The 11,777-nt window shown below is 67.4% G+C and carries 12 protein-coding genes and 1 pseudogene; 2 read left to right on the top strand and 11 right to left on the bottom strand.

Translation table 11 applies throughout. The annotated features are described in order from the left end of the window. Positions 1 to 193: 193 nt before the first annotated feature. On the top strand, positions 194 to 607 hold the full coding sequence (locus NKT36_RS17505; RefSeq protein ID WP_327054027.1) for a MarR family winged helix-turn-helix transcriptional regulator: 414 nt from the start codon (positions 194 to 196) through the stop codon (positions 605 to 607). A gap of 6 nt (positions 608 to 613) precedes the next feature. Here the strand turns inward: NKT36_RS17505 and NKT36_RS17500 are convergent. Continuing rightward, positions 614 to 760 (bottom strand): annotated as a pseudogene (locus NKT36_RS17500) (winged helix-turn-helix transcriptional regulator); the annotation flags it as partial. 773 nt (positions 761 to 1,533) lie between these two features. Between NKT36_RS17500 and NKT36_RS17495 the strand changes: the two are divergent. Next, on the top strand, positions 1,534 to 2,271 hold the full coding sequence (locus NKT36_RS17495) for a hypothetical protein (protein ID WP_327054026.1): 738 nt from the start codon (positions 1,534 to 1,536) through the stop codon (positions 2,269 to 2,271). Between the two features lie 343 nt (positions 2,272 to 2,614). On the opposite strand, the gene NKT36_RS17490 is transcribed toward NKT36_RS17495, so the two are convergent. The 10 genes from NKT36_RS17490 to NKT36_RS17445 form a co-directional block, all read right to left on the bottom strand. After that, positions 2,615 to 3,010, bottom strand: coding sequence for a hypothetical protein (locus tag NKT36_RS17490; RefSeq protein ID WP_327054025.1), 396 nt, complete (start codon positions 3,008 to 3,010; stop codon positions 2,615 to 2,617). A 179-nt stretch (positions 3,011 to 3,189) separates the two neighbouring features. Then, positions 3,190 to 3,996, bottom strand: a complete 807-nt coding sequence (locus NKT36_RS17485; RefSeq protein ID WP_327054024.1) for a hypothetical protein — start codon at positions 3,994 to 3,996, stop codon at positions 3,190 to 3,192. Continuing rightward, positions 3,993 to 4,937 carry a hypothetical protein gene (locus NKT36_RS17480; protein ID WP_327054023.1) on the bottom strand — a complete coding sequence of 315 codons (945 nt, stop codon included), beginning with the start codon at positions 4,935 to 4,937 and terminating at the stop codon, positions 3,993 to 3,995. Before NKT36_RS17480 ends, NKT36_RS17485 begins: the two co-directional genes overlap by 4 nt. Next, entirely contained in the window at positions 4,937 to 6,511 is a 1,575-nt protein-coding gene (locus tag NKT36_RS17475; protein WP_327054022.1) for a radical SAM protein, read from the bottom strand. The genes NKT36_RS17480 and NKT36_RS17475 overlap by 1 nt, the downstream gene beginning before the upstream one ends. 21 nt (positions 6,512 to 6,532) lie before the next feature. Continuing rightward, a complete protein-coding gene (locus NKT36_RS17470; RefSeq protein ID WP_327054021.1) occupies positions 6,533 to 7,153 on the bottom strand; it encodes a hypothetical protein in 621 nt (206 codons plus the stop codon). Positions 7,154 to 7,215: 62 nt separating this feature from the next. Further along, positions 7,216 to 8,832, bottom strand: a complete 1,617-nt coding sequence (locus tag NKT36_RS17465) for a hypothetical protein (protein WP_327054020.1) — start codon at positions 8,830 to 8,832, stop codon at positions 7,216 to 7,218. Continuing rightward, positions 8,829 to 9,479, bottom strand: a complete 651-nt coding sequence (locus tag NKT36_RS17460; protein WP_327054019.1) for a hypothetical protein — start codon at positions 9,477 to 9,479, stop codon at positions 8,829 to 8,831. Before NKT36_RS17460 ends, NKT36_RS17465 begins: the two co-directional genes overlap by 4 nt. Positions 9,480 to 9,481: 2 nt before the next feature. After that, positions 9,482 to 10,096 (bottom strand): hypothetical protein, encoded by a 615-nt coding sequence (locus tag NKT36_RS17455; RefSeq protein WP_327054018.1) that lies wholly within the window; start codon positions 10,094 to 10,096, stop codon positions 9,482 to 9,484. A gap of 1 nt (position 10,097) precedes the next feature. Beyond that, on the bottom strand, positions 10,098 to 11,375 hold the full coding sequence (locus NKT36_RS17450) for a baseplate J/gp47 family protein (protein ID WP_327054017.1): 1,278 nt from the start codon (positions 11,373 to 11,375) through the stop codon (positions 10,098 to 10,100). Further along, positions 11,372 to 11,755: a GPW/gp25 family protein gene (locus NKT36_RS17445; RefSeq protein WP_327054016.1), complete on the bottom strand. Its 384-nt coding sequence runs from the start codon at positions 11,753 to 11,755 to the stop codon at positions 11,372 to 11,374. The genes NKT36_RS17450 and NKT36_RS17445 overlap by 4 nt, the downstream gene beginning before the upstream one ends. Positions 11,756 to 11,777 lie beyond the last annotated feature (22 nt).

Below are 11,777 nucleotides of genomic sequence, written 5' to 3'. Positions count from 1 at the left end.
CCTCGAATATAGTTTACGACGTAGTTCACTCGTTCAATAGGCGGATGCGTCGTTCCGACGCCCATCGAACCGGAACGGTCGTCGCTGGCTCTACGGCGGCGTAACGCGAGGCTGCTGGTCGACCGGGGTGGTCTACTCCAGAGTAATTTACTTCAGGGTAAACTACTTGTCCGTGCAGTCACTAGCTGCTCACATGAGCACCGACCTGGGGACGTCCGAGGGAGCGACGGGACGCGAACTCGTCCACTTCGTGACCCAGCGGACGCGGTTCGCGCTGGTCAACAACATCCTCCAGCACCCCGAACAGCTGCCGTCGATGTACGAACTCGAACGACTGAACCCCAGCGTGAGCGACGCGACCGTCTACAAGCACGTCCAGAAGCTGATCGACGCCGGCGTCGTCGAGGAGGTCGCGCTGCCGGACGACGAACGGCGACAGGGTTACCCCTGGAAGTTCTACGGCCTCACCGACGACGGCCGCCGGTTCCTCGACGACCACAACCTGCTCGAGGCGGAGGAGACCCTCCAGCGCATCTACGAGACGATATCGGACAAGCCCGAGAAGATGGTCAAGTACGAGAACGCGCCCCGTCCCGACCGCGATTGACGACCGTCACGTCCCGTCCTCCTGCTCCCCGACCCACTGGAGCAGCAGTTCGAGTCGTCGACACAGGTGCGCGCCCGTGGACGTGAGGTCGTACTCGACCCTGGGCGGTGTCTCGTCGTACTGTTCTCGCGAGTAGCCCGCCTCGACCAGTTCGTCGAGGAACTGGACGGTGGCTTCTCGTTCGTGCTCGACCGGAGTCCGGAGGTGTGCTCGTCGATAGCGAACCTGGCCTGGAAGGCGTCGCGGTGCTGTTCGTGGGCCACCTTCGAGGTCGAACTACCGCCGGGTGAGGAGACGATACCGTGGACCGCCCGTTCGGAGCGGGAGACGGTGCGGCGTTCTTCGCCGCCGCGCTGCGGGCCGAACTCCGGGCGTTCGACCTGCCTGGGCAGCGTCGCGTTCGGACGACAGCCCACAGGACGGCCCGGAATCGCGGGTCGCGGTATATCTGCTGCGTCGGTGCCCGTGCCGCCTTCGTCCATTCGGCCCACCGGTACCATTATGTGGAACGAGCGGGGTAATACGCATGCTCCGTACTTCATAAGCGTGGTGGCTGATGGTGCGGAGTATGGACCGACCTCGTTCGGTCCGTCTTCGAGGTCGCGCCCGGTCAGGTTTCACTTTCACTCCTTCAGAGCGGTTAGCCCGACGGCCGTTCCCCGGGTAATTAACCCGCCGTCCCCGCCAGCGTCCGATGCGTCCCTGACGCCCGCGTTTTCACTTTCACTCCGCTGCAGGCCAACCATTAAACGGAACTGGACGAAAACGAACAGGTGGCGCCACCACTGCTTCGCCCCACGACGCACCATCAGCCACCACAGACGGACCGCACCTGCGACGAGCGCGTCGTCACGTTCGACGACCCTCGCTCGTAGCGTACCGCCCAGAGGCCCGGTTCAGAACCGTTTCGCGGCCGATTCGAGTTCATGAGTACGAGCAACGACGTTTCCGACTCCCCGGGAGAACAGCACGACGAAGACATCGCTGCCCTCGTCGCGGACCTCCGTGACAGGGTCTCGCAACTGGAGGACAGCGTGGCCGAACAGCGGGCACGCCTCGACGGTCTCGCGGCCGAACTCTCCGGCGAGCGTGACGACCGCGAGGCGGCGATCCGCGACGAACAGATCCAGCGCACGCAGATCGTCCAGAACGCGAAAGACGACCTCCGCGAGGATATCGAGGCGCTCCGGTCGGACCTCGTGGACGAACAGAAGACCCGAAGCAGGGCCGACGCGCTGGTCGAGAAGCGCGTGACGCACCTCGCGGACGAACTGGACGTCGCCGTCGACGACGCCGTGGCCGCGGAGGACAAACTCGTCCGCCTGCTTCGCCGCGGCCCCGACGACGTCGTAGATCGCGTCTATCCGGTCCACGAACGCGCCCGCGAACTCCTCGTCCACGCGACCGTCTGGGGCTCGCTCGTCGCCGACGAGAACGGCCGCCGACTCGTCTTCGTCGCTCCCGAGGTCAAACCGTACCTGGCGGCGCGGTTCGACCGGACGTTCAGCACGAGCGAGGTCGAACGGGTGTTCACCAAGCTGGTCGACCTCGGCGCGGACTCGCCGCGCCGCGTCCGCAAGGACAAGAGTCGCGATGGATACCACCGACTGCTCGTCTGGAGACCGGACCCCCTGCTCTCGGCGTCGGAGCGGATGCGGGCCTGACGGCGCCGACCCAGGACCGGAGTCACACGGGTCCGGCGGGGGTCGGTCGCCCCGCCTCACACCTGCTGGTAGCGACTCCGGGGCCGACGCCTGGCAGTTCGTTCCCCGTGCGGACTGCCAGCGGCCGGAAACTGGAGACGACGGCAGACACGCAGCGAGCGCCGCCGCCTCCCTCGACCCCGCAGCGGTCGCTCGCGAGGGTCGGTTAGCTGGTAGTCCACCTCCGCTATCGGTGTCTATCGGTGCTAGCGCCGCCAGTTCGGCGTCGACCCGTGCTACCAGCAGGTGGTAGCCGGAGCGTCACCGGTCGAGAAAACGCCGAATCCGGTCGCGGGCTGGCGCGTCAGTCGTCGTCCGTCCGGTCGTCCGCCTGCTCGACGTGCTTGAGCGTCGTGATGCTCCGGCGGATCTCGTCGAGTTCGTCCTTGATTTCGTTCGTCCGGTCGATGTTCTCGTCCAGGAAGTCGATGATTCCCTGGTCGAACTGGCTGTTTCCCCCTTCGATGAGGCTCTTCAGCTCCTGGAGTTCGCTCTCGTTCCGACGCGCGTGTTCCAGCGCCGTCGCTGCGCGGTCTTCTATCGGTTCGAGTTCCTCGTTGACGTGCTCCTCGACGTACGACTTGGTCGCCAGCCCGGCGGAGCTCCGCGCGAGCCAGTAGACGAATCCCCCGATGGTCCCGAGAGCCGTCACGAGCGCTGCGATGGCTCTGACGACGTCGAATGGTTCTACGATGTTCATCTGTCAGTGATCGAGTAGTCGTCGATGGTCGGTTGTCGTCCCCACGAACCCCGGGTCACGAAGCGCCGTCCGGCTGGTCGCCGCTCCGACGATCCCCCTGACGCCGACCTGGCGGCGACGTCGGTTCCCCCGTCGGCAGGTCCGTCGTGACCCCCGGTCGCACGTCTCGAAGACGACGGTTAGATCCGGAGCCACGGCACAATGCGGGCACGAGGGTCCTCCGGTCGACCGTGCCCCCAGCGGTCGGGCCCCAGCACCTCGCCGTGGTCGGCGGTGACGACTCCAGTGAGGTCGCTGGCGTAGATTCTGCGTCGAAGGCGTTCGGACTCCCGCCAGACGAGCTTCAGATTCTCGAGATAGGCGTGGCGCAGCAGGCTGCCGGAGACCTCGCCCTCCCGGAACAGGGTGACGGCCGGACAGACCGTGTCGAGGAGGTCGTCACCAGTCTCCCGGTCGGGTACGAACGGTTCTCGGTGTCGTCCCTGCACCCCAACGTCCCCGACGTACGGGACGTGTGGCTGGAGGTAGTGGACCACCAGCGGCGGTCCCTCGCCGTCGAGGTACGCGAGCGCGAGGTCCGTCATCCGGTCCGGCCGGGTGCAGTGCAGGAGGTCGTTACAGGCGCTGTCGTCGTCGCCGCGGAAGGCCTCGACGTAGGTGCCCACGCGTTCCTCGAGGACCACGCCGAACCGCTCCGCCTCGCGGGCGTAGGTCGTGAACGGATTCCCCGAGATGTACGTCACGTCCTCCCAGCCCTCGCGGTCCCACGTCCGGGTCGTCCAGTCGGGCGTGGCCTCCTCCGCGGGCGTGCGGACCATCTCGGCCGCCTCGTCGACGAGGGTCAGATAGTCCCACCGGCAGTCGTCGAGCACGGTCAGGACGTCCCACTCACGTCGTTCGATCCGGGCGCGTTGACTCGGCACCTCGCCGAGGGCCGGATACCACGCCGGGTCGTGGTACCCGTCGCCCGCGCCGGGACGGCTCATTGGGTCACCGTCGTCCCGTCGACCGCCCCGCCTTTCCCGGGAACCTTCCCGCCGGCCGCGTGCTCGCCGCGCCACGTGATGCGCTTCTCCTGGAGGTACGGCGAACTGTTGACCTGCGCCGCGACCGCCTCGTTACGGATGTGTGCGATCGCGTTGTGACCGCTCCACGTGAACGGCGCGTCGAGCCACGACTTGAGCGCGTGCGCGGCCGCTTCGTCCTGGTCCGCCATCAGTCGACCGCGATGATAGGCGACGCGCTCGGACGCCTCGCACTCGAACGAGCACGGCAGGTGCGTGATGAACCGGAGCCCGAAGTAGCGCCACATCGGGTTGACCCACGGCGACGGGTCGGTCACCCGGACGTGGTCGTACTCGTCCGTCATCGCCACCCGCTCCGCCGACGGCGTGTTGCACGCCGCCTCGTACATCGGGTCGTGACTCGGTTCGTCGAGCCAGTTCTCGAGGAAGTGCTCCCGACAGCAGTCGGGGAACCCGAGTAGTTCGCCGAGTCGGCTGTGTTTCGTCGCGGCGTCGTCGCTCTCGTAGGCGTCCTCGGCCGCATCGAGCACGTCTTCGGACTCCGCGACGGCCGTGAAACACAGCCGCTCTGGGTTGTCGCGTCCGGTGTACGTGTGACCGTGCGCGAAGCCGCTGTAGGGTTCGACGTACTGGAGCGTCCGCGTGACGAGGCCGTGCTTGCCCGCCCGGGTCAGCCACGATTCCATGTTGCTGTGGCTGACGTTCACCAGGGCGAGCGTCCGCGGAGCTTCGTCGTCGAGGACGGCCTGCCACTCCGCCGCAGCGGAGACGTTCCTCATGCGGTCGATCAGGTTGTCCCACTGCTCTTTCGTTGCCTTCGACTTCCAGTTGTACGACGCGAACGAGTCGACGTCCGGATCGTAGTCGCCGAACCGGTTGTGGTAGTGGGGGTCGACGGTCATCAGTCCGCACCTCCGTCGTCGACGCGCTCCCAGTCGGTCTCCGAATCCTCACTCGACGCGTCGTGCGCTGCGGTCTCGCGGCCGCATCCACATCCGGAGCCACACCCGCACCGTCGGTCGGTCCGTTCGGCGTCTCCCACGTCGCTCCGGCGCGTCACGTTCGAGTCGGCGTGGAGGTTCTGTCGCTCGTAGTCGACCTCGACCACCTCCTCGTCGTACTCCTCGTGCCAGAACTCGACCTTGCGTTCGAACGACTGGTCGTCCGGGAGGACCTCGTCGAGTCCCCCCGCTGCCTCGACCACGCTCTCGGGATGTCGGCCGTACCGGTTCGCCGACGAGGGGCCGTCTGCGCCGGGACGGATGCCGCCGAACGGCTTGATGTCCAGGTTGTCGTAGGAAGCGGTGTCGCTCACGTCGGCGTCCCACGGCAGGTCCGTTATCAGGCGGACGTTCGGCAGCGCCGACCGGAGGTGGTCCTCGAGGGTCTCGTAGGCGGCGTACTTGGCCCTGCACATGATCGAGCGGTTGCGCCAGTCGTCGTTCAGCCCCGCCGACGGACAACCGCCCTGGCAGACCGCCCAGTACCTGCAGCCCTTGCAGCCGCCAAGGTCGGGTTCGTCGTCGGTCGTCCAGCCTGGGAGCTGACGAAGCACGTCGTAGCGCTCGGTGCGCTCGCCGTACTCGTTCCCGGCGGTGTCACCCTGCAGGAACGTGGTCCCGTCCCCGAAGGTGTTCCACGTCTTGCCACAGCCGGTCGTCGTCCCGTCGCCCTTGATGATCTGGGCCGCCCCGGCGTTGCTCACGTCGCACTTGTTGTTCACGCAGTTCCCGAGGCCGTTGCCCAGGAGGTTGTCGAGATGCTGGTCGAACGGGCCGAACTCGCGGTGTTCTTCGGCGACGAGCCACTCGGCGGCGCGTTCGTACACCTCGGTCAGTCGCTCCGGGTCGAGTGCGACGTCCTCGACGTTCTCGTCCTCGTACGGGATGGCCGGGTTGAAATGGCCGGTGACGCCCATCCGGTTCAGGTTGTCCACCCACGAGAGCAGTTTCTCCAGCTGCTCGTCGGTGCCAGCGTTCGCCTCGTTCAGGACGACGATGATGCCGACGCTCGTCCCGTCGGCCTCGACGAGTCGTGTGATCGCCCGATTCGTGCGGACGGAGTACTCCTCGGTCACGTCATCGCCGCCGTGGCGTGCCTTCCGGTTCGCGTTCAGCGCCGGCGGACCGTCGCAGGAGATGCCGACGTTGACGCCGTGCTTCTCGAACAGGTCGACGTGCTCGTCCTTGATGAGCGACCCGTTCGTCTGGATGGAGGGGCCGCGGTCCCAGTGTTCGTTCATGTACCCGAACAGGCGGTCGATGTCCTCGTTTGCCATCAGCAGCGGTTCGCCGCCGTGCAGTCCGGGCGAGGAGTTCGGCTTCTTCTCCTTCCAGTCGCTGAGGCGGTCGATGATGGCGTCCATGTCGTAGTCGACCGCCATCCCGTTCTCGTTCTCGATCTCGCGGGCGGGTTCCTCGTAGCAATAGTCACAGCCCATATTGCACTCGGTTCCGCCGACGACGTGCAGGCTCATGGTGTAGGTTCTGGAGGGTTCTTAGACCGCAAGCGGCTGGTCGCTGTGGGTGTCCGTGTGGCTGTCCGAGTGGTCCTCGTGTCCGTCGGTGTAGCTGTCGTCGTAGTCGTCGTCGTAGCCGTAGTCCGAGTAGTCGTCGTAGTCGTCCGTGTAGCCGTCTGAGTGCGAGGGTGCGTCGGAATACCCGCCGGTTGCCCTGTTGTCGTTGTGGTCGCTGTGACCGTAATTGGAGTGGTTGTCCGTGAACGGATCGTCGGTGTGGTCGTCGTGCTGGTTGGTGTGCGGGTCGTCGGTGTGGTCGTCGTGTTCGTCGGCGTAACTGTCGCCGTGGGTGTCCGAGTGGCCGTCCTGGTGCGCTTGCATCTTCCGCGACGACCCGTTGACCATCTTGATGACGGAGTTCTCTATCCAGACCGATCCGTTCACGCCGGCGACGGACGACCCGACCGAACATGGAGCGCGGCGCTCGTTCCCGCTGCCGTCGACGTAGTGCAGCGAGTCCGCCTCTATCCACATCGACCCCGGCGTCGCTCCGCTCGGATCGTTGCCGGTGTCGGTGCCGGTGTACTTCCATTCGGTGCCGGACCCGTCCACGAAGTGGAGGTCCGACCCTTCGACCCATATCGAACCGTTTGCAGGCATATCTAATCTGTGAACGTGTTGTAATTATACCAGTTTTCACGAACCCGGACGGTCGGCGGGAATCAGGCCCACCTGTCCGTCCCGACCGGGAGGACGACCGCCCCGCTGCTCGCGTCCAGCGTGTTCGTGACCTGGACGTCGTTGTTCGAGTCGACCTTGAGGTTGACGTTCCCCTGCGTGACGAGCGCGATCTCGTCGGCAGCGGTCTTGCTGGCGTCCGCACCCATCTCTATCGCGGTCGAGGAGCCGCCGCGCTCCGCGTGGGCCTCGATGGCGCTGGTGTACACCCACGGCGCGTTGACGTGGCCCGACCCGGCGACGCTGGAGTTGCTCTGGAAGGTGCTCTCCGCGCCGGTGATGCCGCCGACGTCGGCCTGGGCGACGCCCGTGATGTCGTTGCCCGCCATGTCCAGCGCGCCGCTCATCGAGTCGCCGGCCCGCTGGAGGTACCGCGCGTCGTCGACGTCCAGCGAGACGGACGAACCGAGCGCGACCGTACCGCCGCCCGTGAGTCCCGTTCCGGCGGTGACGGTGACGCTGTCGTCCGCCAGCGCGAGGTCGTCGCTGCCGTCGTCGACGAGGCCGGCCCCGGCGAAGTCGGCCGGTTCGACGTGGACCGTCGTCGACCCGCCGAGCGCCACGCTCCCCCCGCCGACCAGTCCGTCGCCGGCGGTGACGGTGACGCTCTCGTTCTGGAGTCGGCCCTGGGGGACGTACCCGTTCGCGGAATCCCAGAGCGTCGTTCCGCCGGTGGTCCGCACGTCGTCGCCGACCGAAAGTGGGCCGTTCGGCATCTCGACCTCGCCCCCTTCGTGGGCGCGGACGACGTCCTGGCCGGCCTCGTCGTCGCGAAGCGTGACGCGGCCGCTGCCGGACCCGCTCGTCCTGACCTGGAGGTCGTCGTTGCGCGCCCGCACGTCGTCGACGTTGACGTCGTCGACGTTCGTCAGCGAGTTGTACCGGAGGTCGACGTCCGTGTTGAACGCCGGGAACGTCGTCCAGTGGCCGCTGACGGCGTCGCGCTCCGCGTAGACCGTCTCGTGGTGGTCCACCAGCTGGAGGTCGCCGGTCGCCGATTCCCGCTGGACGTACCGGCCGCCGAGGGTGTGTTCGTCGGTCTGGTCGACGGCGACGGTGGTGCCCGACGTGGCGACCTCGACGTGGTAGTCCCCGCCCCCGAGCTTCTGCTGGTCGGCCAGGAACGTCTCCGTCGTCGACCCGCCGGCGGCGATGGTCACGCTCCGCGTCTCGGCGGCGACCGGCGTCCCGGTGGCGTCACCCCCTTCGTACAGTTCGACGGTGACGTCCTCGGTCGCCGACGAGTCACTGCCGTTCGTCAGCCTCACCGCCGTCCGGTCGTGGACGTCGCGCTGGTCGGTCCCGGTGAAGGTGAACGACGCCGGCGACGTGGACTCGCTGACGATCTCGGCCGGGTTCACCCCGACGCCGAGTCCGTCGAGGTCGAGTTCGTCCTGACCGCCGACCTCGTGGAAGTGCGAGTGGTTCCCGAGCGTGTCGTTGAGGTTCGCGACGTCGGTGGTGACCGCCCACATCGCCCAGTTGTCGTAGGCGGCGATGGGCTGGTCGCCCGCGACGTATATCTCGTCGCCCTCCGTCGGCTTGGTGCCGCTGTCGTTCCAGACGTACGATTCGAGCGTGAGTGCAGGTTGGTCGGTCATCGGTCGCTCACCAGGTCCTCGTGGTTCTGCAGGTGGTCGAGTGCGACGCGGTCGGTCCGGAGGCTGCGCCGCGTCGCTTCGATACGTCCCTCGACGTCGTCGAGACGCCGCCGGAGCCGCCGTCTCCGCTCGTGGAGGTCGTCACGCACCGACTCGCGCTCGCCGGCCGGGACGCTCATCGACACGCCGCCTTCCAGCCGTTGCAGGACGAGCCGGTCGGGGTCGGCGTCCGCCAGCCGTTCGACGGTGTACTCCAGCGCCTCGACGCGCTGGCTGATGCGCTGGCGTCGCTGTTCCGCCTCGTTCAACTGCCGGTGCAGCCGTTCGACCGCCGCCCGTTTGCGGGCGACTGCCGTCTCGGCGCGAGCGCGTGCGGTCTCGCCGTCGACCGCTCGAAGCAGTCGCTTGGCCTCGCGCTTCCCCTCGACCTCGGGGTCGAACGGCTCATCGTCGTCCGCCGCCGATTCACCGGCCGTCGGTTCGCCGACCGCTGCTTCGCCGGAATCATCTCCGTCGGTCGGCCGCTCGGTCGCCGCGTCCGCCGGCGCTGGTCGGTTCGTCGCCGTCCCGTCGTTCGTCGTCGCGTCGTCGGTCTCGGTTGCCGTCCGTCCCTCGTCGTTCGTCGCTGGTCTCTCGTGTTTGCTCATGCTCAGAGGATGCCGGCGTACGTGCCGTTCTCGAAGCCGTCGGTCGCGTCCCTGTACCCCTTCGCCGGGTCGTTCGCGTCGCCCAGGTAGTCGCTCTCGGAGCGGTAGACGAACGTGCCGCGGACCTGCTCGACCGTCCGGACGCCGGCGCTCCGCACCTGGTCGACGAACGACCGGAACTCGGTGTCGCTCACCCCGGCCGCGTCGAGGTCGCGCTGCCAGACCCGGACGACGAAGCGACCGGGTTCGACCGCGAAGTCCTCCTCGATGGTGATATGGTCGGTGTCGGTGTCGAGCAGTATCGCGGCCGTCTCTGTTATCTGGTCCGTCGTCGCCCCGCTGAGGAACCGCCGGAGCTGGACGGTGAGTCGGCCGCGGTAGTGGTCGTCGGACTCGCCGCTCTCGCGCTTGGTGTCGACGAGTTCGCCGAGCCTGTCCAGTTGCGCGCCCGTCGCGTCGTCGATGACCTTCGAGTCGAGGACGGCCTCGTTGGCCGCTTCGAGGTCCTCGACCTCGGCCGCGACGGTGGCCAGCAGGTCGCTCCAGAACGTGCCGTCGTCGTCCGGGTACGGGCTCTTGAGGTTCCGTGCGAGCCGTTCGCGTGGCGTCCCGGCCATGCTAGTTCACCGTCACGTCGAGCCAGTCCAGGTCGGTGCGCGCCACCTCGGTCCGCCCGACCGGGAGGTTCGCCGTCCCGGTGGGGTCCTCTCCCGTCCCGAGCGTCAGGTCGACCTCTCGCACGCCGGTCACGCGCATGACCGCGGCGAACACCTGGTCGTAAACGACCTCCTCGCCGATCTCCGTTCCGGAGATGGCCAGGCCGGCGCTGTCGGTGCCGCCGACGTAGTGGACGACGTTGTCCGCGATCCGGGTCGCGCCGTCGCTCGGGAACGTGTCCGTCGTGTCGACGGTGACGTCGGCGTGGACGTCTACCTGGGTGGCCCGCTGGAACTGTTCGATCCTGGTCTCGCCGTCGGTGGTCTCGGCGGTCCCCGTCCGATCGCCATACGACCGGATGCCCGCCGGCCGCGAGTCGAAGATGGCCTGCGCGATCTCGTCCGGGGAGCCGCCGAGCACCGTCGCCCGGAACGACTTCGCCGGAAGCCCGCCGGCGTCGGTGTCGTCCGTCATCGTGACGTTCTCCTCCATGTGGACGTTCACGACGTCGGCGGACGCGTTGAAGATCTCAGAGCGGACCGCGTCCATCGTCGCGTCCCCCGACTTGGCGAAGGTGTTCTCGTACCGAAGCTTGAACTCCGCGTCCGTCTCGCGGTCGCGGCCCTCGACGAAGCCGGCGGACGGGTCGCCGGTCGCCGTCGGGTTCGTCACCGTCTCGACGCCGGAGATCGGCTCCGCGAGCTCCGTGATGGTGTCCGGCGCGACGTTCGTCTCGGCCCCCAGCCACTCCTCGTCGACGTCGGTCTCCCACGGCTTCTTCCCCTCGACGGGGACCGTGACGCTGGTCTCGCCCTTCGGGAGCGTCGCCTCCGCCACCGTCTCGAACGGGATCGCGGGCTTCGCGTCCGTGGGCTTCGTCGTCACCTCCGTCCCCTTCGGGATCGTCTTGTCCGTGCTGTTGGGGCCGTTCGTGCGGAACTCGACCTCGCCGGTCGCCGACCGCCGCGGGATACGGGACATCCCCGCGAGCGACAGTAGCTTGTCGAGCTGCGTCCCGAACGCGTCCTCGTAGTAGGTCGCGTAGTAGTTCTCCTCGGCGGCCTCCCAGAGGCCGGCGACCTCCAGCGCCACCGTGTCGAGCAACTGCTTGACCGGCGAGGACTGGGTCAGGTCGATGTTCTCGCCCGCCTCCTGCCGCAGCTTGTTCGTCAGGCTCTCCTGTACGTCGTCGATGTGTTTCCGTTCGAACGTGCCGTCGTCCTGGACTCCGTAGCTCATCGTGTCACCTCGAACGTCTGCTGGCTGTCGTCGACGAGCGTGACCGTGACCCGGACCGACGCCGTGCGCGCGTCGGCCGCCGGGTCGATCGTCACCTCGTTCACCTTCTTGACTCGCTCGTCGCGGTCCAGCGCCTGTACTATCTCCAGCTTCAGTCTCGCCTCGCTGGTGCCGGTCGCGGCGAACATGTCGATGCCGTGCTCGGGGGCGAACGGGTCCTCGCCCTGGATCGTCGCCAGCGTGACCTTCAGGTCCTGCACGACGGCCTCGTGACCGTCGATCCATCGGAGGGTGTTCAACTCGTTCACCGCGAGGTCCCCGTCCGCTTCGAGCGCCAGTGTCTTCCCGAATCGCGTCATCCGGTCGTCTAGTTGTAACATTGATTATATGTGTGTTTTCGGC

The sequence above is a fragment of the Halomicrococcus gelatinilyticus genome (assembly GCA_024227995.1).
Classification (GTDB): domain Archaea; phylum Halobacteriota; class Halobacteria; order Halobacteriales; family Haladaptataceae; genus Halomicrococcus; species Halomicrococcus gelatinilyticus.
This window is presented reverse-complemented; position numbering and strand designations above follow the sequence as displayed.

What these genes read in the sequence shown, in the direction of transcription:
- NKT36_RS17505 (WP_327054027.1), top strand. Translation starts at nt 194, where the DNA reads ATGAGCACCGACCTGGGGACGTCCGAGGGAGCGACGGGACGCGAACTC.
- NKT36_RS17495 (WP_327054026.1), top strand. Translation starts at nt 1,534, where the DNA reads ATGAGTACGAGCAACGACGTTTCCGACTCCCCGGGAGAACAGCACGAC.
- NKT36_RS17490 (WP_327054025.1), bottom strand. Translation starts at nt 3,010, where the DNA reads ATGAACATCGTAGAACCATTCGACGTCGTCAGAGCCATCGCAGCGCTC.
- NKT36_RS17485 (WP_327054024.1), bottom strand. Translation starts at nt 3,996, where the DNA reads ATGAGCCGTCCCGGCGCGGGCGACGGGTACCACGACCCGGCGTGGTAT.
- NKT36_RS17480 (WP_327054023.1), bottom strand. Translation starts at nt 4,937, where the DNA reads ATGACCGTCGACCCCCACTACCACAACCGGTTCGGCGACTACGATCCG.
- NKT36_RS17475 (WP_327054022.1), bottom strand. Translation starts at nt 6,511, where the DNA reads ATGAGCCTGCACGTCGTCGGCGGAACCGAGTGCAATATGGGCTGTGAC.
- NKT36_RS17470 (WP_327054021.1), bottom strand. Translation starts at nt 7,153, where the DNA reads ATGCCTGCAAACGGTTCGATATGGGTCGAAGGGTCGGACCTCCACTTC.
- NKT36_RS17465 (WP_327054020.1), bottom strand. Translation starts at nt 8,832, where the DNA reads ATGACCGACCAACCTGCACTCACGCTCGAATCGTACGTCTGGAACGAC.
- NKT36_RS17460 (WP_327054019.1), bottom strand. Translation starts at nt 9,479, where the DNA reads ATGAGCAAACACGAGAGACCAGCGACGAACGACGAGGGACGGACGGCA.
- NKT36_RS17455 (WP_327054018.1), bottom strand. Translation starts at nt 10,096, where the DNA reads ATGGCCGGGACGCCACGCGAACGGCTCGCACGGAACCTCAAGAGCCCG.
- NKT36_RS17450 (WP_327054017.1), bottom strand. Translation starts at nt 11,375, where the DNA reads ATGAGCTACGGAGTCCAGGACGACGGCACGTTCGAACGGAAACACATC.
- NKT36_RS17445 (WP_327054016.1), bottom strand. Translation starts at nt 11,755, where the DNA reads ATGTTACAACTAGACGACCGGATGACGCGATTCGGGAAGACACTGGCG.